Below are 24,664 nucleotides of genomic sequence, written 5' to 3'. Positions count from 1 at the left end.
GGGCTCGTTCATGAGCAAAGACAAGAAAAAAACTGCCAAGGCCGCTGAAACGCCCAAGTTGAAGAACAGGGATTACCTTGATCAGCTACGCAAGCTTCACGTCGAACTGGTCAAGTTGCAGGAATGGGTGATCGACAAAGGCGTGAAGGTCTGCATTGTTTTCGAAGGACGCGATGGCGCCGGCAAGGGCGGTACGATCAAGGCGCTGACCGAACGTGTCAGCCCGCGTGTATTCCGGGTGGTCGCACTGCCCGCACCGACGGAACGCGAAAAGAGCCAGATGCATGTGCAGCGTTACCTGCCTTATCTACCGGCGGGTGGTGAGGTGGTGATCTTTGATCGCAGTTGGTACAACCGCGCCGGCGTTGAGCGGGTCATGGGCTTTTGCACGGACGAGCAGGCCGACAAATTTCTCAAATCGATTCCGTTGGTCGAGCATGCCATCGTGCAGTCAGGGGTAATCCTGCTCAAGTATTGGCTGGAAGTCAGCCCCGAAGAGCAGACCCGACGACTGGAGGCGCGGATCAATGACGGGCGCAAGACCTGGAAACTGACGCCGATGGACCTCAAGTCCTACAGTCGCTGGTATGACTACTCACGCGCGCGCGATGAAATGTTCAAACACTCCGACACCGAGCACGCGCCATGGCTGGTCGCTGACTCCAACGACAAGCGCCGGGCGCGGCTGAACATCATCAACGATGTGCTCAGCCGCATTCCTTATGAGGATGTGAAGCGCGAAAAGGTGGAATTGCCGAAACGGCAGAAGCCGGGCAAGTACAAGGAACCGAGCTATCCGTACCGGCGCGTGACCGACATGTTCTGACGGTTTTTGGGGGCGCGGGGTTGCTCGCGAATGCGGATTGTCTGCGCCGAAGCGGCTGACTGACCCACTGCCCCCGCAACTCTCAGGTCACCCGGCCTTTCTTCTGCTTCGCCTGTGTACTTCTGGCGTTTTGCAACAGCAGTGCAAACGCGGCTTTGTCGACAGGCCGGCTCATGAAGTAGCCCTGCACTTCGTTGCATTGATCCTTGTCGAGAATGTCCAGTTGTTCTTCAGTTTCGACGCCCTCGGCGGTGACGGTCAGGCCCATGGCTTTGCCCAGCCCGATGATCGCCTGGACCACGGCGCGGTCGTTGTTGCCGCTACTGATCGAGGCGATGAAACGCTTGTCGATCTTGATCCCGTCGAACGGGTAGGCGCGCAGGTAGCCGAGTGAAGAATAACCGGTGCCGAAATCATCCATGTTCAACCGCACGCCAAGTTGTTTCAGCGCGTTCATGGTGGTCAACGCGCCGTCGGTGTCGTTGAGCATGACGTTCTCGGTGATCTCCAGTTCCAGGCGGCTGGCCGGGAAGCGGGTGTGCACCAGCACTTCGCGCACTTCTTCGACGACGTCACTGGCGGCAAACTGCGCAGGCGAAAGGTTGACCGAAAGCAGAATATCCTCCGGCCAGCCCAGCGCGGTTTCGCAGGCCTCACGCAAGACCCAGCGGCCCAGCGGCACAATCAGATCCGTTTGCTCGGCCAACGGTATGAATACGTCCGGGCCGAGCAAGCCTTGGGTCGGGTGCTGCCAGCGCACCAGGGCTTCGACCGAGACGATCTGCTTGCCATCGACCTTGTAGCGCGGCTGATAGTGCAGGATGAATTCATCGTGCTTGAGGGCGTGGCGCAGGTCGTCTTCCATTTGCCGGCGCGTCTGTATCTGGTCGCTCATGTGCGCTTCGAAATAGCACCAGGTGTTCTTGCCGCAGGATTTGGCTTGATACAGGGCGATGTCGGCGTACCGGATGAGGTCGCCGGGGACATGACCGTGGCGGCGGCTCAGGGCGATGCCGATGCTGGCGCCGATGTGCAGCGGGTGATGCTCGAAGAGCACCGGTTGATGCAGGCTGCCGATCAGCCGCGAGCAGAACTTGTCGAGTTCGTGCCGGCTGTCCATGCCGTTGAGCACCACAATGAATTCGTCGCCGCCGAGCCTGGCCACGATGTCCAGTTCGCGGGTGCATTCGCGCAGGCGCGCAGCGACTTCCTGCAACACGGTGTCACCGGCGGGGTGGCCGAGGGAATCGTTGATCGGCTTGAAGTTGTCCAGATCGATCATCAGCAACGACAGCGGCGGCGCGTGCTCCTTCAGCAGCAAGGCGTCTTCGAGATAACGCGCGAGTTTGTTGCGGTTGGGCAGGCCGGTCAGGGCGTCGTGCATCGACAGATGCTGGATCTGCGCATGGGCGGCGACTTCGTCGGTGATATCGCTGGCGGTGCCGCGATAACCGATCACGGTGTCGTGGTCGTGGATCGGCCGTGCAGAGAGGCGACAGTGGCGTGGCTGGCCCGAGTGATCGCGGTAGGTGCAGCGCAGGTCGCTGGCGTTGTTTTCTTCGCTCAACTTGCGCAGCCACAACTCCAGCGGCGTGGTGTCGCAGTGCAGCAGTTGGCCGATGTCCTGACCCAGCCACAGGGTTTGCGGGTAACCGGTGACTTCGCTGAAGCGCGCCGACAGGTACGTCAACGACAGCTCGCGGTCGACTTCCCAGATCCAGTCCGACGCCGCTTCCGCCACCGCACGAAAACGTTCTTCGCTGGCCTCCAGGCCCCGGTTGACCGCCTCGAGCGCCTGGTTGGTGGCCTGCATGACGGCGAAACTCTTGTCGACGTATTGCGAGGAGCGCAAGGCATGCCGCAGGAAGTACACGGTCAGCAGCATGAGCACCAGCATCGTCGCGCCGAGGGTCGGCAGCAGCGACCACAGCAATTGTTGGCCGGGTCGATCCAGTTCGGCGATCAGGCTGTAGCCGGTATTGTCCAGCGGCACGCGCGGGCGGTCAGCGGCGAGGGTATCGTCCGGGGCCAGGGTCAGATCGCGCAGGCCGAAAGTGCTGCCGAGCAGGCGCAGCTTGGTTGGCGTGAGTGTGTCGACGAACACCAGCACCGACGTTTTCTGCGGATCGCCCAAGGGCCGCGCATCGTTGGGGATGATCGCCGCAGCCGACACCAGCGCCGGCCAGCCTTCGAACAGCGAATACACGGTGACCGGTTTGCTCAGGTCGCTCTGGCTCTGCACCTGATCCACAAGCGCAGCGGCAGGCCATTGCAGGAACGCGGAAATGTCCGAGTCCAGCAGTTGCCCGCGCACTACGGCGTAGCGGGTGCTGTCGCGGTCGAGTACGAACACCCCGTCGTAACCGTCCGTGGTGAACAGGGTTTGGCCGACATTCTGCTCGGTGTACGCCCAGTTCGTGTCAAGCGGTTCGCCCAGATGTTCGTAGGCCGTGGTCCAGTAGGCGTAGCTGCTAAGGTAGTTTTTTGAGGCGGTGATGCGGTTTTCCAGGGCGCGGGCCGAGTAAAAGCGGGTTTCGTCGATTTCTTCGCGGTCGAGGCGGTTGGCGATACCGAGCAGGGTGGCGAACGCGGCGATAACGCCACTGACGAACAGTGCGCCGACCGCAATGGCCAGGCGGCGAGTGACGGCGCTTTGCCGGGGTGGAAGGGGCGCCGCATAGCTGGAAATGTCCATGTGCTCGTCCTTGTCCGCTGTCTTCTGAATCTAGAGCCGTGGCGCGAACGCAATGTTCCGACTCTTCTTTGCCACTGCCCTCAAAAGCGTAGTGAACCCCGCGTATTTTGCCTTTCCGACGCCCGTTCGCCGATCAGCGGCCGATCCCGAAAGCACAAGACATCCGGCGCAAAAACCGGATAATGGCCGCCATTCGTTTAGCCGTATTCTGGTAATCCCGCATGGAAATCAAGGTCAACTTTCTCGACAACCTTCGACTTGAAGCCAAGTTCGACGACTTCACGGTGATCGCCGATCAGCCCATCCGCTACAAGGGCGACGGTTCGGCACCGGGGCCGTTCGACTACTTCCTGGCATCGTCGGCCTTGTGCGCGGCTTACTTTGTGAAGTTGTACTGCGACACACGCAACATCCCGACAGAAAACATTCGGTTGTCGCAGAACAACATCGTCGACCCGGAAAACCGCTACAACCAGATCTTCAAGATTCAGGTCGAGCTGCCGGCGGACATCTCCGACAAGGATCGCCAGGGCATCCTGCGTTCCATCGACCGTTGCACGGTGAAGAAAGTCGTGCAGACCGGCCCCGAGTTCATCATCGAAGAAGTCGACAACCTCGACGCAGATGCCCAGGCCTTGCTGATGCCGGTTGTCAGTTCGGACGCCGGCACCTTCATCGCCGGCAAAGACCTGCCGCTGGAACAGACCATCGCCAACATGTCAGGCATCCTTGCCGACCTCGGCATGAAAATCGAGATTGCTTCGTGGCGCAACATCGTGCCCAACGTCTGGTCGCTGCATATTCGCGATGCGCATTCGCCGATGTGTTTCACCAACGGCAAGGGCGCGACCAAAGAAGGCGCACTGGCCTCGGCATTGGGCGAATTCATCGAACGGTTGAACTGCAATTTCTTCTACAACGACCAGTTCTGGGGCGAAGAGGTCGCCAACGCCGAGTTCGTCCATTACCCGGACGAAAAATGGTTCAAGCCCGGCCCGAAAGATGAATTGCCGAGCGAAATCCTCGACGACTACACCCTGAAGATCTACAACCGCGACGGCGAGTTGCGTGGCTCGCACCTGTTCGACACCAACTCCGGCAACACCCAGCGCGGCATCTGCTCGCTGCCGTTTGTGCGCCAGTCGGACAATGAAGTGGTGTACTTCCCCTCCAACCTGATCGAAAACCTCTACCTCAGCAACGGCATGAGCGCCGGCAACACCCTCGCCGAAGCGCAGGTGCAGTGTCTGTCAGAGATTTTCGAGCGCGCAGTCAAACGCGAAATCCTCGAAGGCGAGATGGCCCTGCCGGACGTGCCGCAAGAAGTGCTGGAGAAATACCCGAGCATCCTCGCCGGCATCAAAGCCTTGGAAGAGCAGGGCTTCCCGGTGCTGGTCAAGGATGCGTCGCTGGGCGGTGAGTTCCCGGTGATGTGCGTGACCCTGATGAACCCGCGCACCGGCGGTGTGTTCGCCTCGTTCGGTGCCCACCCGAGCCTGGAAGTGGCGCTGGAGCGCAGCCTCACCGAATTGCTTCAGGGCCGCAGTTTCGAAGGTTTGAACGATTTGCCGCAGCCGACGTTCTCCGGTCAGGCAGTCACCGAGCCGAACAACTTCGTCGAGCACTTCATCGATTCCAGTGGTGTGGTGTCGTGGCGCTTCTTCAGCGCCAGACCGGACTTCGAATTCGTCGAGTGGGACTTCTCAGGCCAGGGTGAAAACTCCAACGCCGACGAGGCCGCGACCCTGTTCGGCATCCTCGAGGACATGGGCAAGGAAGTCTACATGGCGGTCTACGAGCACATCGGCGCCAAGGCCTGCCGGATTCTGGTGCCGGACTACTCGGAGATCTACCCGGTCGAAGACCTGATCTGGGACAACACCAACAAAGCCCTGCAATTTCGCGCCGACATCCTCAACCTGCACAACCTGAGCAAGGTGGGTCTGCGCAATCTCGCCCAAGGCCTGGAAAACAGCGAGCAGGATGATTACACCGACATCACCACGCTGATCGGCATCGAGTTCGACGACAACACGCCGTGGGGCAAGCTGACGATTCTGGAACTGCGTCTGCTGATCTACCTCGCCCTGCAGAAGTACGAGCAAGCGAAAGACCTGGTCGAAGCCTTCCTGCAATACAACGACAACACCGTCGAGCGCGGCTTGTTCTATCAAGCGGTCAACGTGGTGCTGGAGATGGAACTGGACGAGGATTTGCAACTGGAAGACTACGAAGCCAACTTCCGCCGCATGTTCGGCAACGAGCGCATGGACGCGGCGATCGGTTCGGTCAACGGCAGTGTGCGCTTCTACGGTCTGACGCCGACCAGCCTGAAACTCGAAGGGCTGGATCGCCATCTGCGCCTGATCGAGAGCTACAAGAAGCTGCATACGGCGCGGGCCAATGTCACCGGCTGATGGCCCGGCCCACACCGATGCTGTCGTTTTTAAACTCATCGACGTTTAAAAAAGTTGAATGTCGCGTCGATGCCCCGGTTAAACAGTGCGCAAGAAGTTGCGCACTGCTTGGCTGGATTCGCTCGCCAAGCGTTCCTTCAGACGCTCTGGATCAAGTCTCTCAGCCAACTGCGCAACTTCTTGCACACCACTGCGCAACTTTTTGCGCACTTAAACACGTGTATTTGCGTTGATCGCTGGTGTGTTGATTAAAACTCGCGCGTAACGCTCTGAAAGATAAAAGCTATGTGATGGCTGGCATGAATGTTGATGCGTTCCTGCCCAGCCAGACGGGCAATAACGCCTGTCGGGTATGTCGTTTTTGAGCAAGGAGAGCCCCTATGGCAACCCCAGCGTACATGTCGATCACTGGCGAGAAACAAGGCTTGATCACCGCCGGCGCGTTCACGGCTGACTCCGTGGGCAACACCTTCCAGGAAGGTCACGAAGACGAAGTGATGGTGCAGGCGTTTCATCACGATGTGATCATTCCGCGTGATCCGCAATCCGGTCAGCCAACCGGCCAGCGCGTGCACAAACCGGTAAAAATCACCAAGGTGTTCGACAAGTCTTCGCCGCTGCTGCAGGCCGCCCTGACCTCCGGTGAGCGTCTGAGCAAGGTCGAAATCAAGTGGTTCCGCACCTCGGCCCAAGGCACCCAGGAGCACTACTACACGACCGTGCTCGAAGACGCGATTCTGGTCAGCGCCAAAGACTACATGCACAACTGCCAGGACCCGGCCACGGCATGCTTCACGCACCTCGAAGACATCGAAATGACCTACCGCAAAATCACCTGGACCCATGAAGTCTCCGGCACTTCTGGCTCCGATGACTGGCGTACACCGATCGCCTGATCACGGCTGAGGGGGGTGCGGTTCTGCGCGGCGAGGCCAAGCGGGACCGCTTGATTTCGACAGGACTCTTTCGCTGGCGGCCCTGATGGCGCTGGCGAGCATCGCAGCATTGCGCGAGGAACAAGGATGTTCTCACCGGCCAATCAGCCTCATTTCAATCTGACCGTCGATGGCATCGACAGCGATTTTCAGGTGCTGTCCTTCACCGGTCGTGAGGCACTCAACACCCCCTTCGAATTCGAGCTGGAGCTGGTCAGCGAAAAAGCGTCGATCAACCTCGAAAGCGTGCTGCACAAACTGGCTTTTCTGCAGCTGTCGCCCAGTGGCAGCGGGATTCACGGGTTGGTCTACAGCGTCGCCCAGGGTGAGGCGGGCAAGCGCCTGACGCGCTACACGATTTCCCTGCGTCCTCAACTGGCGTACCTCGCGCACCGGGTCAATCAGCGCATCTTCCAGCACAAGACCGTGCAGCAGATCATCACGCTGGTGCTGGAAGAGCACGGCATCCTTTCCAGCGACTATCACTTCGAACTCAGCGCGGTCTATCCGGAACGCATTTACTGCGTGCAGTACGACGAATCCGATCTGCATTTCATCCAGCGCCTGTGCGAAGAGGAGGGGATTCACTACCACTTTCAGCACACCGCCAGCGGCCACACGCTGAACTTCGGTGACGACCAGACGATCTTCCCGAAACTGCCGCCGGTGGCCTATCAGCAGGATTCCGGGCTGGTTGCCGACAAACCGGTGATCAAGCGTTTCGGCCTGCGTCTGGTGACCCGCACCAGCCGCACCACGCGGCGCGATTACGACTTCGTCAAACCGAAGATCGAGCTCGAAAGCGACGCGAAAAGCAGCGCGCAACCGGATCTGGAAGATTACGACTACCCGGGTCGTTTCGTTGATCGCGAGCGCGGCAAACACCTGGCCAATCGCGCGCTGGAACGTCATCGCAGCGACTACCGTCTGGCCGAGGGCAACAGCGATCAGCCGATTCTGGTCAGTGGGCATTTTCTCGCCCTGACCGAGCACGCCAACCCGACCTGGAACGACCTCTGGCTGCTCACGGAAATCTTTCACGAAGGCAAGCAGCCGCAAGTGCTGGAAGAGTCGGTGACCAGCGATACGACCGAGCTCAAGGACGATTTCCACCAAGGCTACCGCAACCGCTTCACTGCGATTCCGTGGGACGTGCCGTACCGTCCGCCGCTCGATCACCCGAAACCGAAAGTCCTCGGCACCCAGAGCGCTGTGGTGTGCGGCCCGGAAGGTGAAGAGATCTACTGCGATCAGTACGGCCGGGTGAAGGTGCAGTTCTTCTGGGATCGCGAAGGCAAGCACGACGACATGACCAGTTGCTGGATGCGCGTCGGGTCGAGCTGGGCGGCGGAAACCTTCGGCTCGATCAACATTCCGCGTGTCGGCATGGAAGTGCTGATCACCTTTCTTGAGGGCGATCCCGACCAGCCGCTGATCACCGGTTGCCTGTACCACGGCGCCAATCTGCCGCCGTACAAGCTGCCGGATTTCAAGACCCTCGCCACGGTCAAGAGCAAGGAATACAAGGGCAGCCGTGCCAACGAATTGCGCATTGATGACACCACCAGCGAGATCAGCATTGCGCTGCGCAGCGACCATGGCGCGAGTGCGATCAATCTGGGCTACCTGACGCATCCGCGCCCGAGCGGTGGTCAGCCGCGTGGCGAGGGTTTCGAATTGCGTACCGACCGCCACGGTGCAGTGCGTGCCGGGGCCGGTCTGTTGATCACCACCGAGCCACGTCCGAATGAATCCAGGCATCACAAGGATTTGCCGGAAACCGCCGAGCGGCTCGCCACGGCCAGTGATCAGCAAGATGCATTCGCCGTGCAGGCCAAGGAACTGCAAGCGCAGGAGGCAGGGGATCAAGACGATGTGGCCAAGGCGTTGCACGCTCAGCATCAAGGCGTACTCGGCTCGGGTCCGGCGAACCTCACCGCCAACGAATTCCCGGAATTCACCGAGCCGCATCTGGTGCTCGCGAGCCCGGCCGGCATCGCCCTGACCACGCCGCGCTCCAGCCACATCGCCACTGGCGAACACCTGGCGCTGAGCAGCACCGGGCACACCAGTTTTTCCGTCGGCAAGCGCCTGCTCGCCAGTGCCAGTCGCGGCATGCGCCTGTTCGTGCAGAGCATGGGTTGGCGTCTGGTGGCGGCGTCCGGGGACATCGATGTCAAGGCGCTGAAGGACAGCATCAACCTGCTGGCCAAGCTCAACATCACCGCCAATGCCGACCGCATCACCATCACCGCCAAGACCGAACTGGTCATTCAGGGTGGCGGCAGCGCCACGACCTACAACGCCGGCGGCATCACCCACGCCACCAGCGGCCCGTACACCGCGCATGCGGCGAATTTTGCCTACACCGGGGCGAAGAGTCTGGCCGGGGTGTTCCCGGAACCACCGAAACCGGGCAAGGGCAACCTTGAGTTGTTCAACCAATACGCCGGTCGTCAGGGCATCAAGGAGGGCGACTACGAAGTCATTGATGCCCTCGGCAAAAGCATCAAGGGCAAGCTCGATGGCAAGGGGTTCGCCAGCGTCTCCGGCGCCGCACCGGGGCCGGCGCGGGTGCTGTTCGGCAAAGACCCGGCGGACACCTGGAGCGACGGCAGCTACATCGGCAAACCGGAGTGGCCGTTGAATCCGCCGGGCGCGGAAGACGTGCCGAGTCAGGTGCAAGCAATGGTCGCTCAAGTGTTGCCGAGCAAGAACTGGGACGTGCTGGAGAAGGGCAAGGCGCTGGCAGAAACCGGCATGGGTGCCGTGCAGTCCGCGCAAGGTGCGTTGCAAACCGCGCAGCAGGTCAAGGGCGCGGTGCAGGGCGGTGTCGCCGGCCTGCCGAAACTGGCGAGTGCGGCGCTGCCCAGTGCATCGCAGATCCTGGGCGCGGCGAGCAAAAACGGCACGCTGCCGAAACTTCCGGCGTCGCCTTTGCCTGAGCAATCGTTGAAAACCCCGGGCCTGCGGGCGGGAGAAATTCTTTCATGAGCACTGAAGCGACTGCAGCAAAACCCCGCGAGCCACAGGTTGCGGTGGCCCCGCTCAATACCCTCGATATTCAGGACGTCGGGCGCGGTGCCGCGCGCTTTGACGCGTGGCTCAAGTCGATCAGTGGCGGCGTGGTCACGCTGGACCGCATCAAAAGCGTTGCCGGTGGTTTGCCAGTGGTCGGCAACATCATGGCGCTGGTCGATGCCCTCGGCGATATCGTCACGCTGACCAAAAGCAAGCAGCGCCAGTTGCTCGACTGGGTGAGCCTGGGCATCAACCTGATCGGCGTGCTGCCGGCGCCGCCGACCATGGCGGCGGCGCGAATGAGCCTGCGTCCGACGCTGTTTCTGGTGCGTCAGGAGCTGCGCAACAGCGCGAAGATGCTGCTCGGCGATTCGCTGATCGAGGTGGTGGTCGGACACTTGAATGCGACCATCGTCGGCACCATCGATGATTTCGTCAAACAGGCGCAAGGCAAGCTCTCGGGCATTCTCTCGGATGCCGGCAAACTGGGCGAAAGCGCCGTCACCGAAATTGCCAAGGGCCTTGACTCCGTGGTCAACGGCAAGCTCGACGCCAAGGGCGATGCGCGGGCGGCCGGGCAAAAGATCACGGCGGCCGGTAATCAACTGCTCAACAATCCGAAGGCGGCCATCGGCAATATATTCGGCGCCGCGTTCAGTGCCTACAAAGCCGTGGGCAAAGGTGTCGCCAACAGTGCGGCGAAAAACCTGCTGCCCGAACAAGCGAAAAAACTGGTGACGACCCACACCGCGACCTTGCGCGCGATGGGCCCGGAAATCAAAACCCAGATGAGCAAACTGGGTGATCCCGGCACGCGCCATTCGATTGGCTGGCTGTTGCAAATGCTCGGTGGCGCGGTGCTGACCTGGCGCAAGCGCCGGGCGCACGGGCAGAGCGCCAGCGTCAAACCCAATGCCACCAGCCGCAGCCAGCAGCGGGCGGGCGAGGGGCAGTTGGGTTCTACCTCGCAACAGGCTTCGGCCAAGGGTGCAGCGAAACCGCAGAAGAATGGCACGTGCACCGGCACTTGCCACAGCATCAACTTTGCCCTGGGTTCGGAGACGCTGGTTCATACCGATTTCATTGTCGCCGGCGCATTCCCCATCGCCTGGGCGCGCACCTACCATTCGCGTCTGGCGGCGTATGACCACGGCATGCTCGGCGCACGCTGGCTGACCGAATTCAGCACGCGTTTTGATCTGCGCGATGAGGCATTGCTGTTCTACGGTGCGGATGGCCGTCGTCATGAGTACCCGCATCCCCGGGTGGGTCAATTGCACTATGACGCTGTGGAGAATGTGACGCTGGTGCGCGCCGGCGAAGACCAGTTGCTGCTCTGCCACGGTTTCGAGCGCAAGGAAACCTACCGCCGTCGCGGTCAGCGCTATGTGCTCGTGGCCGTCGAACTGCGCAACGGCGCCGGCGTCATGCTGCACTACGAGCACCGTGTGGGCGACGAATCGGTGCTGTCGGACCTGATCACTTATCAGGACGATGTCAGCCAGGTGATTGCCCATGTCGGCACGCTGATCGACGAGCACGGGCGACTGACCGGGCTGTGGGAGATTCGCGACGGCGTGCCGCTGCGACAATTGTGCAGCTATCAGTACGACGCATCCGGTGACCTGATCGAAGCGCGGGACGAGAACGGCGCGGCGTGGACTTATCAATATCGGCACCACCTGCTGACCCGCTATACCGACCGCACCGCCCGCGGCATGAACCTTGAGTGGCAGGGCGACGGCGCCGATGCCCGGGCGATCCGTGAATGGGCCGACGACGGCAGTTTCGATACCCGTCTGGAGTGGGATGAGAATATCCGCCTGACCTACGTCACTGACGCGTATGGTCACGAAACCTGGCACTACTACGACATCCTCGGCTACACCTACCGCGTTCGTCACCCTGACGAGCGCTCGGAGTGGCTGTTTCGCGACGAGGCGAAAAACCTCGTGCGCCATGTTCACGCTGATGGCTCGACGGATCGCTACGCCTACGATGAACGCGGCAATCTGCTGGAACACCTGCGCCCCGACGGCAGCGCAGAGCATTACGCCTACGATGATCAGGACCAGTTGATCAAGGTCAGCGATGCCGAGGACGGGCAGTGGCAGCGAGCCTACGATGATCGCGGCAACCTGGTCGAAGACATCGATCCACTCGGCAACAAGACCGAGTACGCCTATAACAAGGCGGGATTGCCAACCTCGATCAAAGACGCCATCGGCAATGAAAAGGTCATCGAATACGACGATGCCGGGAATTTGCTGACGTACACCGATTGCTCCGGCAAGACCAGTGCCTGGGAGTACGACGCGCGCGGGCTGGTGACGCTGTTCACCGACGCTGCCGGGTTCAGTACCGAATACGTCTACCAGAACGGCCTGTTGGCTCTGATCCGCCATCCGGACAAGACCGAAGAACGCTTCGAGCACGACGCCGAGGGACGCTTGCTGGTGCATGTCGATGCGCTGGAGCAGACCACCACGTGGCGCTACAACGCCGCCGGCATGGTCAGCGAGCGGGTGGATGCCGCCGGACAGACGCTGCACTACAACTGGGATCGTCTCGGTCGTTTGACGACCCTGGAAAATGAAAACGGCCAGCGCGCGCATTTTCATTTCGATCCGATGAACCGCCTGCTCGAAGAAACCGGATTTGACGGGCGCTCCAAGCGTTATCAATACGATGCCGAAAGCGGCAACCTCGCCAGCACCCACGACGGCCAACGCACCCTTCGTTTCAGCTTCGACGCGATGGGCCGACTGACCGAACGCCGGGCCAGCCTGGGCGATGAGACGCAAAGCGAGAGCTACGCCTATGACGGCAATGGTCGCCTGGTCATGGCGCGCAATGCCGACTCCCTCCTGCAGTGGTTCCACGATCCGGCGGGCAATCTGATCCGCGAGCACCAGCACTACCTGGGGCTGGAAAAGCCGTTGGTGGCGGTGTGGAAACATGAATATGACCCGCTCAACCTGCGCACCGCCACGGTTCGCCCGGACGGCCATCGCGTCAGTTGGCTGACCTATGGCAGCGGCCATCTGCTGGGTATGCGTCTGGATGAGCATGACCTGATCGGTTACGAACGGGATGACTTGCACCGCGAAGTGGCGCGGCATCAGGGCAACCGTCTGGTGCAAACGCAGAAGTGGGACCCGGTCGGGCGTCTGCAGGAACAATTGCTCGGGCGCAGCGACGACCAGTCGACCTTGCTCAAGCGTGAGTATCGCTACGATGCCATCGGGCAATTGACGCACCTGGACGACAGCCGGCGCGGTCCGCTGGCTTATCGTTATGACCCGGTGGGCCGCTTGCTCAGCGCTGTCAGCCGATTGGGCGTCGAGACGTTTGCCTTTGACCCGGCGAGCAACCTGCTCGATGTCCCGGACGCCCAGGTGCAGCGACCGCTGGAACGCGACAAGCCACGCAGCAAAATGCTCGATAACCTGCTGCGCGAATACGCCGGTACGCACTACGACTATGACGAGCGTGGCAATCAGACCCTGCGCTGGCATAACGGCAGTTACAGCCGGATGCGCTGGGATCTGTTTGATCGCCTGAAGCACTTTGACGATGCGCGCCTGAGCGTCGAGTTTGCTTACGATGCCTTGGGCCGGCGCCTGTTTAAAAACTCCAGCGTGCATTACAAGGAGCGCACGGAGGCGGGGACGCAGTGGAACCGCAATGAACACGCGCGCAAACAGCTCGAACTGGGTTGCGGCTTCACGCTGTACGGTTGGGATGGCGATAACCTCGCCTGGGAAAGCAGCCCGGCTCAAGGCGATGACCGGCCCGGTCGCACCGTGCATTACGTGTTCGAGCCCGACTCGTTTATCCCCGTCGCGCAGGCGCTTCGACACCAGCCGATTGTCCTTGCGCAACTGCCTGAGTACAGCGACGACTACAGCCTCGACGACGATCCGCTGTGGAATCACACACCGATCACCGCGTCTTTCGATGCGCTGAGCTGGTATCAGTGCGATCACTTGGGCACGCCGCAGGAGTTGACCAATCAACAGGGCGACGTTGTCTGGAGTGCGCATTACAAGGCTTGGGGCGAGGCGCGTGAACAACGTTCCGAATGGGCATTACAACAAGGGCTGACCAACCCGATCCGCTTCCAGGGTCAGTACCACGACCACGAAACCGGCCTGCACTACAACCGTTACAGGTACTACGATCCGCATGTCGGGCGCTACATCAGCAAGGACCCGATTGGCTTCGAAGGGGGGCTGAACGGCTACGCCTATGCGCCTAACCCGACGGGCTGGACGGACCCGCTGGGGTTGGCGAAGAAAATCACCAAGGTCAAGGACGGCACGGGGAAAAAGGTCAAGGTCAACAAATACGGCATCCCCGATAATACCTTCAAGCCGAATCCGGCCACTGCCAAACGCTATAAACGGCAAAGCGCCTGCGGCCCGACCAAAGCGCAAAAGGCCTCGGTGCAAGGCAAAGCCTGTGTTGTTTGTGGGACGAGTGGCTCTACAATGGTCGCAGACCATATAGACCCTCTGGTGGTCGAACACTATCGAACGGGTAGCAATAACGTGGCGACGCAAACTTCGCTCAAGGCCGTTCAACCGCACTGCCGTGCGTGTTCGAGCAGTCAGGGGGGGCATGCTTCAAACTTCTCGAAATGCATGAATTCTTCGTTGGGGATATGACTGATGCAAAAAACCGAACTTGAGTATCCCGACGCATCGCAGATAGCAATCTGTGAAAAATACGACATGCCGGTTTTGCCTCCGGAAGAAATGGTCGCCGTGGCCCTTGGCACAATCGGCCAGTCCCCGGTGTTCGGCATCCGGGATGAACCGCCAGAAGGCGGCAATGTGAGTTGGTATATTTACTGCGGCGAGTATTCAGATGCTCCGGATTTCTTCCAGCCGGTGCACGTTCATCATCTGGACGAGCGGCTGGCGGACGTGGAGAAGTATCTGTGTTTGCCCATCGGCGCGAGATTCATCATCGATGAAGATGGCTATGAAGATGTCTGGATGGATGGCGATGAAGAAGAGGATGAGGAAGGGGAGGAGTAATCGTCCTGGCGCGGAACGGACCCAGGTGGCGCTTGCGTTCCAGTGCTGATGCAGGCACTGCGACCGGTCGATTCGGTGCCTGAAGCCCCTACGAAATGGCCCCGAGATTCGCTCGCTGTCCTTGGAAAATAATAACTGGCTGTTTTAAAACAAATTTTTTTTCATCTTGGGCTTCCCAGATCAAAGGAAAGTTGTTAAATTGCCGCGCATTCGCACACAGACAGCTTCACAGTGTGAGATACAGGGGCGTCGCCAAGCGGTAAGGCAGCAGGTTTTGATCCTGCCATGCGTTGGTTCGAATCCAGCCGCCCCTGCCATATTCAAGAAAACGCCAGTTCGAAAGAACTGGCGTTTTTTTATGCCCGGGATTTATCCGCCGTGCATGGGGGGGAATTTGCGGCGCCAAGTGCTTTGCAGAAATCCCCTGTGGGAGCGAGCCTGCTCGCGAAGGAGCCAGCCCACTCACCACCCGATCAACCCGCCAGCTCAGCCTCACGCACCCGCGCCCAATCCGCCACCAAGCGCGCCGGTGTTCCGCAGGCCTTGCGTTTGTAGACGAAGTGGCGGCATTTCTCGGCGAATTGGTTGCGGTTGTACAGCATGTCTTCCTGCATCTCCTGCAGTTCGGCTTCGCGGCATTGGCGAATCAGCACCTCGTCGACCCGCGCCTTGCGTTCGCGCACCGCGGCGTAGGTTGAATCGGTCAGCACCGAGTTGGCCCGTTGCAACAACCACAGCGAAAACTCCTCCGGGCAGCGCGGGCCGATTTCCTGAACCATGCCCCATTGCAACGCTTGTGTGGCACTCACCGGCAGACAGGCTTGGGTCAGTTGTTCGGCCAGTGCCGGGCCGACGGCGCGGGGCAGGCTGTAAGTCCAGAACTCCGATCCGTACAGGCCCATGCTCTTGTAGTGCGGATTGAGCACGATGTCCGCCCGTGCGAAGACAATATCGGCTGCCAGCGCCAGCATCACGCCACCTGCGCCGGCATTACCGGTGACGCCGCTGACCACCAGTTGCCGCGCACTCAGCAGTTCCTCACACACATCGTCAATCGCCTGGATATTCGCCCAGGCCTCAGCACCCGGATCGGGCGCGGCTTGAATCACGTTCAGGTGCACGCCGTTGGAAAAGCTGCCGCGCCCCCCCTTGATCAACAGCACGCCCGTATCCCGCGTCTTGGCCCAACGCAGTGCTTGGACCATGCGCTGGCATTGTTCGGTGCTCATCGCGCCGTTGTAGAACTCGAAGGTCAGCTCGCCGACATGGCCGGATTCGCGATATCGAATCGGTTGATAGGCTTCGTCGCTGAAGGGGGTGCGGGCGACCGACCAGTCTAGCGTCGGCACCTTGCCCAGTTGCCCGGCCAGAACATGCCGGGCCGGTTGCTTGAAGGTTTCTTCGCCCGGCTGCGGTTTACGTCGCAGCGCGCCGATCCATACGCTGTGATCGCCAGTCGCGACCAGCACGGCGTCGTCGTGCACCGCGAGAATGTCGCCGGGAAGGCCGCTGCGTGAATCAAGGTGCGCGTCGTACACGTAGTACTGGCCGCCTGCCAGACTGGCGAGCACCCCCGGCTGGCCGTCCGCCGCATCGATGCTGCGTTTGATGAAGCGCGCGCAGTCGTGCCAACTGAAGCTGCGGTCGACCTGCTTCATGTTCGGCTGCAGGCGGCCCCTCACGCGGGGATCGCTGTAATCCAGGGCGACCGGTACGAACCCGTCAATGAATTTTTCCACCACTTCGCGGATGCAGCGAATCGCCGCGTCGCTGACCCGCCCGTTGTACAACTCGGATTTGCGCAGGCCTGGCGGCAAGTTGAATTCGCACGTGGCCCAGACCGGGCCCGCGTCCATTTCTTCCACGGCTTGCAGGGCTGTCACGCCCCAGCGCGAGAGCTCATTGCTGATCGCCCAGTCCAGCGCGCTGGCGCCACGATCGCCGACGATGCCAGGGTGAATGATCACCACCGGACGTTGTGGGCTGCTCCACAATGCTTGCGGCACACGGTCCTTGAGGAACGGGCAGATGACCAGGTCGGCGCCGCTGTTTTCGATTTGCTCGCACACGGCGTGTTCGTCGGTGAACACCACGACACTGGGTGAGTGCCCGGCCTGGCGCAGTTCGAGCCAGGCGCGTTGGGTCAAGCCATTGAATGCCGATGACAGCAGGATGATGTTAAGCGATCGCATGGAGTGCTCTTCCTTGAATGGGATTGGCCGCAGGCTCGCAGTGAGCCGTCCTTGGCCTTCGATGGAGCTGGAAGATTAATCAGCGAACGCAGGCACACCCGTGACCGAGGTCAACGTTCTGTCAGCCAATGCTTGTGTGCCGATGAGCGTGGCAAATTAATGGCCATGTCGGTATGAACGGGCCAGCCGATCAGTTAAATTCCTCGCCCCACTCATACAAGGACGTACACGACGGCTTAGGCTTTCGTGCGTTCCGTGCTCAGGAACATCGGTGTCGTGAACTTGCTTAACTTCATCCCCCGCAAAATGGCGGCTCTGGCCTTTATTGCTGTCAGCGTGTTCAGTTTAACGGCTTGCGGAGACAAGGCTCCGGACAAGGTCATGATGAACGCCCGGACCGTGGGCGCCTTGGGACTGTTTGATGCCACCCAGTGGTTCCACAGCGGTATGTATGAACAGATGGAAGTCCAGGGTGAAATCAGTCAGGTGATGATGAAGCGAAAAGAGCCTTTTGTTTTCAAGGCCAAGGACAACGTCTATCTGGTTCAGGCGGCTATCGAGGCCATCGACGAAATGCGCCCCGAGGTCAGTTCGCAGCCCTTGTGGGATCAGTGGCCGGTGTTAACCCGCCGCACACGCTATGTGTACAGCGAGTTCGAGACCGAAAACCAGCCCGTGGACGTCTACGAAATCTATCTGCAAATGAGCTACAAACGCTATCTCGTCAGGTTTGGCGTCGATGTGAAAACCGATGCGATCCTGCCAATGGGTGAAGCGGAGGAAATGCGCGGTGGCAACGATTACGAGGACCCGTATCTGAAGATCTTTGACGAACTGGATGACGCTGGAACCCGCTGACCCTGAAACGACAAATCCCGCCATTCAGGCGGGATTTGTTTGTAACTGACCGGCGTCTTACGACGGGAACAGCTCGGACAGTTTCATCGACAGCATCATGTCGCCTTCAACGCGCAGCTTGCCGCCCATGAACGCCTGCATGCCGTCGGTTTCACCGCTGACGATACCTTTCAGGGTTTCGCTGTCCATCACCAGCGTGCAGTTGGCGTCCGGGTTCTCGCCTTCCTGGATGTCGCAAGTGCCGTCTTTGACGATCAGCGAGTATTGCTTGTCTTCGTCGGTGATGTTGAAACCGAAGACCAGATCCAGACCGGCAGCGGCGGCTGGGTTGAACTTGGCTTGCATTGCTTTTACGGCATCAGCTACGGAGGTCATGGTTCGATCCTTTCTTGGGTAGTAGGAGCAGGGCTATTACAGCCACGGTCACATTTATCCGGACTCAGCGGAAGGTGATGAGTTCCGGTGCCTTCAACAGTTGCAAGTGTGCGTGACTGTTGAAGGAAGCCAGAGCCACCTCGCGACCGCGAAATTTCAGTTGGTTGAGCGAGGTGTTGACGATTTGCCAGTTCAATTCAAAGGCCTGTCTGGCAGGCATCTGGGTAATGAGGTGGAGCAGCGCGGTGATGGTGCCGCCAGAGGTGAATACGGCGACTTTCTGGTTCTTTTCGGCCTGATCAAGGACCCGGTGCAGCCCGGCCTGGACGCGCTCGACGAAACCCAGCCAGCTTTCCAGCCCGGGCGTGTCGTAAGTGCCGGCCAGCCAGCGCTCGATGATCAGGGCGAAAATACGCTGGAACTCGCTACGGTTTTGCGCAGCGTTGCGCAGGATGTCGATGGCTTCAGGCTCGTCCGCCAGCATGGCTGGGAGCAGGGCGCGGATCACCGCGTCGGCGTCGAACTCGTTGAACGCCGAATCGGTTTCCAGGATCGGTACGGGCAAGCCCTTTGCACTGAACTGCGCCAGCGCGCTGGTGGCTGTGTGCTGCTGGCGACGCAGGTCACCGGCAAGGCAGCGATCAAAGCTGATGCCCAGTTCAGCAAGGTGCTGGCCGAGGATTTCTGCCTGGCGCACACCGGTCGGCGACAAGACGTCATAGTCGTCTGCACCAAAGGAGGCCTGGCCATGTCGAATCAGATAGATGCTGCCCACGTCCGCGTCATCCCGGTACGTTGAAGGTTGTGGCGAGGTTATGAGGATGACGGAGTGCTGTCAATGAAAAAACATACGCTTGTTTGAAATGCCCGTTACAGGGGTGTTGCCAGAGGTTTCACGGCTGGCCGACGAGCCGGTGCATGGGTATGCTGGGCTCATCCCGCGTGTGTTTCACATCCGCGCATTGTTTTAAGGAGTCGCTGTGGAGTTTTTCACCGAGTACGCCAGTTTTCTGGCCAAGACCGTCACCCTGGTGATCGCCATTCTGGTGGTGCTCGCCAGTTTTGCTGCGTTGCGCAGCAAGGGCCGACGCAAGTCTGCCGGTCAGTTGCAGGTCAGCAAGCTCAATGATTTCTATAAAGGTCTGCGCGAACGCCTGGAGCAGACGCTGCTCGACAAGGATCAGTTGAAGGCGCTGCGCAAGGGCCAGGCCAAAACCGAAAAGAGCGAGAAGAAGCAGAAGAACAGGCCCGAGGCGAAGTCCCGCGTGTTCGTGCTGGATTTCGACGGTGACATCAAGGCTTCCGCCACCGAAAGCCTGCGCCATGAAATCACGGCGCTGCTAACCCTGGCGACGCCGAAAGACGAAGTCGTGCTGCGTCTCGAAAGCGGTGGTGGCATGGTCCACAGCTATGGCCTGGCGTCCTCGCAACTGGCGCGCATCCGTGAAGCCGGCGTGCCGCTGACCGTGTGCATCGACAAGGTGGCGGCCAGCGGTGGTTACATGATGGCGTGCATCGGCGAGAAGATCATCAGCGCACCTTTCGCGATTCTCGGCTCGATTGGCGTGGTCGCGCAGTTACCCAACGTTAACCGCCTGCTGAAAAAGCACGACATTGATTTTGAAGTGCTCACCGCCGGTGAATACAAGCGCACCCTCACCGTGTTCGGCGAAAACACCGAGAAGGGCCGCGAAAAATTCCAGGAAGATCTGGACATCACCCACCAGTTGTTCAAGAACTTTGTTGCCCGCTACCGTCCGCAATTGGCGATTGACGAAGTGGCAACCGGTGAAGTCTGGCTCGGTGTGGCTGCGCTGGACAAACAACTGGTCGACGAACTCAAGACCAGTGACGAATACCTGGCGCAAAAAGCCAAGCAAGCCGAGGTTTACCACCTGCATTACGCCGAACGCAAAAGTCTGCAGGAACGCATCGGCATGGCGGCCAGCGGTTCTGTAGACCGCGTGCTGTTGAGCTGGTGGAGTCGCTTGACCCAGCAACGCTTCTGGTAATTCGCCAGACCCAAAAAAACCGTGGCGTGCCACGGTTTTTTATTGCCTGAATTTTCCCGCGCCCACAGCGAAATTTTCCATGGGAGCGGCTGAATGGGGCAGGTGACTCGTTCGCACAGGCTCATCCAGGTGCTGTTGAACAATTACCAGACCATCGCGGATAGCCGTTTCGGTGAAAACATCTTCGGTTTCTACATCCCTGCGGACGTCGGGCCGACCGTGACGGGAATGCAACCGCCATCATGATGGCGGCTACACAGCCTTGAACCTCGGCCGAGGTTCAAGGCATGCCGGTCAACGGCGACGGAACAGCGGTAGCGGTTCGTCGGTGGCGGCCTGGTAGGTCACCGAGAAGTCCTTGAGACCTTCCAGCGCTTCATACGGGTCCTTGTCGGCGCGCACAGCGAACGCATCGAAACCGCAGCGGTGCATGTAGAACAGCTGATCGCGCAGCACGTCGCCAATCGCCCGCAGTTCGCCTTTGAAACCGTAACGGTCACGCAGCAGGCGGGCGTTGGAGTAGTTGCGGCCGTCGGTGAACGCCGGGAAGTTCAGGGCGATGACCTGGAACTCTGCAACGTCGTCACCGATTTCCTCGGCTTCTTCATCGGCGTCCAGCCACACACCCAAGCCGCCGTCACGGGCCTTGAGCATGCGGCTATGTTCGCGCCACAGTTGCAGTGGAACGATCAAGTCGTCGCAGTTGCTGATCTCGTCGATGTTGAAATCCTTTGGCAGCAGGTGCCAGGTTTCGTCGACGACGGCGTTGTTCTTAATGATTCGCTGCATAGACGCGTTCCTTGAAGAGGTCGATGCCAATACGCTGATAGGTGTCGATGAAGCGCTCGTCTTCGGTACGTTGTTCGACGTACACATCGATCAGCTTCGAGATCACATCAGGCATTGCTTCCTGTGCGAAGGACGGGCCGAGGATCTTGCCCAGGCTCGCGTCACGGCTGGCGCTGCCGCCGAGGGAAACCTGATAGAACTCTTCACCTTTCTTGTCCACCCCGAGGATGCCGATATGGCCAACGTGGTGGTGGCCGCAGGCGTTCATGCAGCCGGAGATGTTCAGGTCCAGCTCGCCGATGTCGAACAGGTAGTCCAGGTCGTCGAAGCGGCGCTGGATCGATTCGGCAATCGGGATCGACTTGGCGTTGGCCAGCGAGCAGAAGTCACCGCCAGGGCAGCAGATGATGTCGGTCAGCAGGCCGATGTTCGGCGTGGCGAAACCGCCTTCACGCAATTCGCCCCATAGCGTGAACAACTGGCTCTGCTCGACATCGGCAAGAATGATGTTCTGCTCGTGGGAGGTGCGCAGTTGACCGAAGCTGTAGCGCTCGGCCAGATCGGCGACGGCATCCATCTGCTTGTCGGTGATGTCGCCTGGGGCAACGCCGGTCGGCTTCAGCGACAGGGTCACGGCGACATACCCCGGCTTCTTGTGCGCAAGGGTGTTGCGAGTGCGCCAGCGGGCGAAACCCGGGTGCTCTTTGTCCAGCTCGGCCAGTTGCGCGCTCTGGTTGTCCAGCGCCTTGTAGTCGGGATCAACGAAGTGCCTGGCAACGCGATGCAGTTCGGCGTCGGTCAATGTGGTCTGGCCACCGCGCAGGTGCTCCATTTCCGCATCGACTTTCTGTGCGAACACTTCAGGCGTGAGTGCCTTGACGAGGATCTTGATCCGCGCCTTGTATTTGTTGTCGCGACGGCCATAGCGGTTGTACACCCGCAGGATGGCGTCGAGGTAGCTCAACAGGTCCTGCCACGGCAGGAATTCGTTGATGAACGCGCCCACCACCGGGGTACGACCGAGGCCGCCACCGACCAGCACGCGGAAGCCCAGTTCGCCAGCGGCGTTGTGCACCGGTTCCAGACCGATGTCGTGGACTTCAATGGCCGCGCGATCAGCGCTGGAACCGTTGACGGCGATCTTGAATTTGCGCGGCAGGTAGGCGAATTCCGGGTGGAAGGTCGTCCATTGACGAACGATCTCGCACCATGGACGCGGGTCGATCACTTCGTCGGCAGCGACACCGGCGAACTGGTCGGTGGTGACGTTGCGCAGGCAGTTGCCGCTGGTCTGAATCGCGTGCATCTGCACGGTGGCCAGTTCAGCAAGGATGTCCGGGATGTCTTCCACCGCCGGCCAGTTGAACTGCACGTTCTGCCGCGTACTGATATGGGCGTAGCCCTTGTCGTAGTCGCGGGCAATCCTGGCCATCATGCGCATCTGACGCGAAGTCAGCTGGCCGTAAGGCACCGCCACACGCAACATCGGCGCAAAACGCTGGATGTACAGGCCATTTTGCAGGCGCAGGGGGCGGAATTCCTCTTCGCTCAGCTCACCTGCCAGATAGCGTCGGGTCTGATCACGGAACTGCTTGACGCGGTCCTCGATGATCCGCTGATCGTACTCGTCGTATACGTACATATAAGTCCTGTTCTCAGGCTTGGGCTACTCGGAAAACGCTGCGTTTTCGCGTGCTGGAGTCCGATTTTGCCTCTGCAATTCTGCGCGCACGGCCGCGCACTCCCTAAAGGAGCCGGGGCAATATACCCGTTTGCAGTTATGCGCAAAAGTGATGTTTGAGTATATGTAAAGAACCAAATCGCCTAACGAGAATCGCTGTCAACTAATCCACATTTGTCGTGCGGACAATCATCGTCTTAACTGTGGTCGAGTCTTTCTGCAATCACCGATAAAACCGACAAGAGGCGATGCAATGAGCAATCCGACCAAGGCAAGAAAAAGCGATAGCAGTGTCGATGCGTGGGCCATTTTGTTCCTGATCATTCTGGTAGTAGGGACAGCGGTATTCTGGGTCAGTCATCAGTAAACGACTCATCCGGGTCCGCTTCCGACGATTGTCGGACAAATAACGGGATCAGGCGTCAGTAGCCGAGGGTTCGATGGCTATAATGCGCGGCCATTTTTCCTTGGGCCCGGATGCTTCATGTTCAAATTTCTCCACATTAGCGTGCTGCTGCTCGGCGCGGTGTTCATCAGCGTTGCGAGAGCGGAGTCGGTGCTGTTCCTCAATCCGGGTTCCACCGGGGAAACCTTCTGGGTCAGTTATTCACAGTTCATGCAGGCCGCTGCTCGTGATCTGGGTATGGATTTGCGGATTCTCTATTCTCAACGCCAGCCTGAGTTGACCCTGGCCCAGGCGCGACTTGCGCTGCAAGGGCCTGACCGGCCTGACTATCTGGTGTTCGTCAACGAACAATATGTCGCCCCGCAGATTTTTCGTCTGGCGCATGACAGCGGGGTCAAGCTGTTCATGGTCAATGCGACGCTCACCGCGAGTCAGCAGGCTCTAATGGGCGAGCGTCCGGATCTGGTGGGCAGTCTGGTGACCAACGATGAGGAGGGCGGTTACCTGATGATGAAGGAACTGATCCGTCAGCATCGACCGACAGCTATCGATCAGCCGGTTGAAGTGTTGGCGTTCTCCGGGCTGAAAGTCACCCCTTCGGCGCAACTGCGCGAGCAAGGCATGCAACGGGCCCTGGCGGAACATCCGCAGGTGCGTCTGCGTCAACTGGTCTACAGCGGCTGGACCCAACAGCGTGCCTATGAGCAGGCCAAACAGTTGTTCAGGCGCTACCCCGAGGTGTCACTGGTGTGGTCGGCTAACGACGAAATGGCCTTCGGCGCGATGCGCGCGTATGCCGAAACCGGCAAGACCCCCGGCAAGGACGCACTGTTCAGCGCGGTCAACACGTCGCCTGCGGCATTGCAGGCGGTCGTCGACGGGCGCTTGAGCGCTTTGATCGGAGGGCATTTTACCCTGGGTGGCTGGGCGTTGGTCGAAGTCCATGATCACGCGCAAGGCGTTGATCTGGCGCGGTATGGGGGGCGTGACCGGCAGATTCCCTTGCTGCAATTGATCGACAAGGCCCACGCCCGACAGATGCTGGCCTGGGGAGCATCGCCTGATTACGGCGTGAACTTTCGCAAGTTGTCGGCCAAGGGGCGTCCGGCTTCGTACCGCTATCCATTCAACCTGCAAATCCTGATGCACTGAACTGTTTCAGACACCGGCGAAATGCAGCACCAGTTTGACGATGGCAAACAACGTCAGGGCGAACACCGCCGTGAACAGAATGCCCAGTATCACGAAATGACCGGGTTTGCCGTGGGTGAAGTCCCTTGCCCGGTTTTTCCCGCTTTGCACCCCGAACGCTGCCGCCATCACGCTGTGCAGCATCTGCCAGAAGCTGGGTGGTTTGTTGTCGACTGGATCGTCCATAAATCCCTCGTCTGTGGGTCATTGCTCACAGCATA

At 59.9% G+C, this 24,664-nt stretch carries 17 protein-coding genes and 1 tRNA gene; 11 read left to right on the top strand and 7 right to left on the bottom strand.

The window, feature by feature from the left end; translation table 11 throughout:
* The first annotated feature begins 10 nt into the window (after positions 1 to 10).
* A complete protein-coding gene (ppk2, locus tag AACY19_RS00595; protein WP_339446914.1) occupies positions 11 to 826 on the top strand; it encodes a polyphosphate kinase 2 in 816 nt (271 codons plus the stop codon).
* Positions 827 to 908: 82 nt separating this feature from the next.
* On the opposite strand, the gene AACY19_RS00590 is transcribed toward ppk2, so the two are convergent.
* Positions 909 to 3,521, bottom strand: a complete 2,613-nt coding sequence (locus AACY19_RS00590) for a bifunctional diguanylate cyclase/phosphodiesterase (RefSeq protein ID WP_339446912.1) — start codon at positions 3,519 to 3,521, stop codon at positions 909 to 911.
* Between the two features lie 221 nt (positions 3,522 to 3,742).
* On the opposite strand from AACY19_RS00590, the gene AACY19_RS00585 reads away from it, so the two are divergent.
* From AACY19_RS00585 to AACY19_RS00560, 6 genes are all read left to right on the top strand, one after another.
* Complete coding sequence (locus AACY19_RS00585) at positions 3,743 to 5,938, top strand: OsmC domain/YcaO domain-containing protein (RefSeq protein WP_339446910.1); 2,196 nt, start codon at positions 3,743 to 3,745, stop codon at positions 5,936 to 5,938.
* 380 nt (positions 5,939 to 6,318) lie between these two features.
* Positions 6,319 to 6,834 (top strand): Hcp family type VI secretion system effector, encoded by a 516-nt coding sequence (locus AACY19_RS00580; RefSeq protein WP_339446908.1) that lies wholly within the window; start codon positions 6,319 to 6,321, stop codon positions 6,832 to 6,834.
* Between the two features lie 126 nt (positions 6,835 to 6,960).
* Positions 6,961 to 9,867, top strand: coding sequence for a type VI secretion system Vgr family protein (locus tag AACY19_RS00575; protein WP_339446906.1), 2,907 nt, complete (start codon positions 6,961 to 6,963; stop codon positions 9,865 to 9,867).
* On the top strand, positions 9,864 to 14,564 hold the full coding sequence (locus AACY19_RS00570; protein ID WP_339446904.1) for an RHS repeat-associated core domain-containing protein: 4,701 nt from the start codon (positions 9,864 to 9,866) through the stop codon (positions 14,562 to 14,564). The genes AACY19_RS00575 and AACY19_RS00570 overlap by 4 nt, the downstream gene beginning before the upstream one ends.
* Positions 14,565 to 14,567: 3 nt before the next feature.
* A complete protein-coding gene (locus AACY19_RS00565) occupies positions 14,568 to 14,939 on the top strand; it encodes an immunity protein Imm33 domain-containing protein (protein ID WP_339446902.1) in 372 nt (123 codons plus the stop codon).
* Between the two features lie 242 nt (positions 14,940 to 15,181).
* Positions 15,182 to 15,256 (top strand) — tRNA-Gln (locus tag AACY19_RS00560).
* A gap of 156 nt (positions 15,257 to 15,412) precedes the next feature.
* On the opposite strand, the gene AACY19_RS00555 is transcribed toward AACY19_RS00560, so the two are convergent.
* Positions 15,413 to 17,131: a hydrogenase maturation protein gene (locus tag AACY19_RS00555; RefSeq protein WP_339446900.1), complete on the bottom strand. Its 1,719-nt coding sequence runs from the start codon at positions 17,129 to 17,131 to the stop codon at positions 15,413 to 15,415.
* A 276-nt stretch (positions 17,132 to 17,407) separates the two neighbouring features.
* Between AACY19_RS00555 and AACY19_RS00550 the strand changes: the two genes are divergently transcribed.
* Positions 17,408 to 17,989: a hypothetical protein gene (locus AACY19_RS00550; protein WP_339446898.1), complete on the top strand. Its 582-nt coding sequence runs from the start codon at positions 17,408 to 17,410 to the stop codon at positions 17,987 to 17,989.
* A gap of 57 nt (positions 17,990 to 18,046) precedes the next feature.
* Here AACY19_RS00550 and AACY19_RS00545 read toward each other — a convergent pair whose 3' ends face one another.
* A complete protein-coding gene (locus tag AACY19_RS00545; protein WP_339446896.1) occupies positions 18,047 to 18,364 on the bottom strand; it encodes an SCP2 sterol-binding domain-containing protein in 318 nt (105 codons plus the stop codon).
* Between the two features lie 64 nt (positions 18,365 to 18,428).
* Entirely contained in the window at positions 18,429 to 19,139 is a 711-nt protein-coding gene (locus AACY19_RS00540) for a histidine phosphatase family protein (RefSeq protein ID WP_339446894.1), read from the bottom strand.
* Positions 19,140 to 19,344: 205 nt separating this feature from the next.
* Here AACY19_RS00540 and sohB point away from each other — a divergent pair, with 205 nt between their 5' ends.
* Together sohB and AACY19_RS00530 are read left to right on the top strand one after the other, a co-directional pair.
* Positions 19,345 to 20,376, top strand: a complete 1,032-nt coding sequence (sohB, locus tag AACY19_RS00535; protein ID WP_339446892.1) for a protease SohB — start codon at positions 19,345 to 19,347, stop codon at positions 20,374 to 20,376.
* A 93-nt stretch (positions 20,377 to 20,469) separates the two neighbouring features.
* Positions 20,470 to 20,622 (top strand): hypothetical protein, encoded by a 153-nt coding sequence (locus AACY19_RS00530; protein WP_339446890.1) that lies wholly within the window; start codon positions 20,470 to 20,472, stop codon positions 20,620 to 20,622.
* 48 nt (positions 20,623 to 20,670) lie between these two features.
* On the opposite strand, the gene AACY19_RS00525 is transcribed toward AACY19_RS00530, so the two are convergent.
* Entirely contained in the window at positions 20,671 to 21,165 is a 495-nt protein-coding gene (locus AACY19_RS00525; protein WP_194933087.1) for a DUF934 domain-containing protein, read from the bottom strand.
* Entirely contained in the window at positions 21,149 to 22,807 is a 1,659-nt protein-coding gene (locus AACY19_RS00520) for a nitrite/sulfite reductase (RefSeq protein WP_339446886.1), read from the bottom strand. Before AACY19_RS00520 ends, AACY19_RS00525 begins: the two co-directional genes overlap by 17 nt.
* Positions 22,808 to 23,330: 523 nt before the next feature.
* On the opposite strand from AACY19_RS00520, the gene AACY19_RS00515 reads away from it, so the two are divergent.
* Positions 23,331 to 24,404 (top strand): ABC transporter substrate-binding protein, encoded by a 1,074-nt coding sequence (locus AACY19_RS00515; RefSeq protein WP_339446884.1) that lies wholly within the window; start codon positions 23,331 to 23,333, stop codon positions 24,402 to 24,404.
* A gap of 6 nt (positions 24,405 to 24,410) precedes the next feature.
* Here the strand turns inward: AACY19_RS00515 and AACY19_RS00510 are convergent, their stop codons facing one another.
* A complete protein-coding gene (locus AACY19_RS00510) occupies positions 24,411 to 24,629 on the bottom strand; it encodes a DUF2970 domain-containing protein (RefSeq protein ID WP_339446882.1) in 219 nt (72 codons plus the stop codon).
* Between the last annotated feature and the right edge of the window lie 35 nt (positions 24,630 to 24,664).

It is taken from the genome of Pseudomonas sp. EA_5y_Pfl2_R50, from assembly GCF_963970475.1.
Classification (GTDB): Bacteria; Pseudomonadota; Gammaproteobacteria; order Pseudomonadales; family Pseudomonadaceae; genus Aquipseudomonas.
The sequence above is the reverse complement of the archived record's forward strand: the minus strand, read 5'-3'. Positions and strand labels throughout refer to the sequence as shown.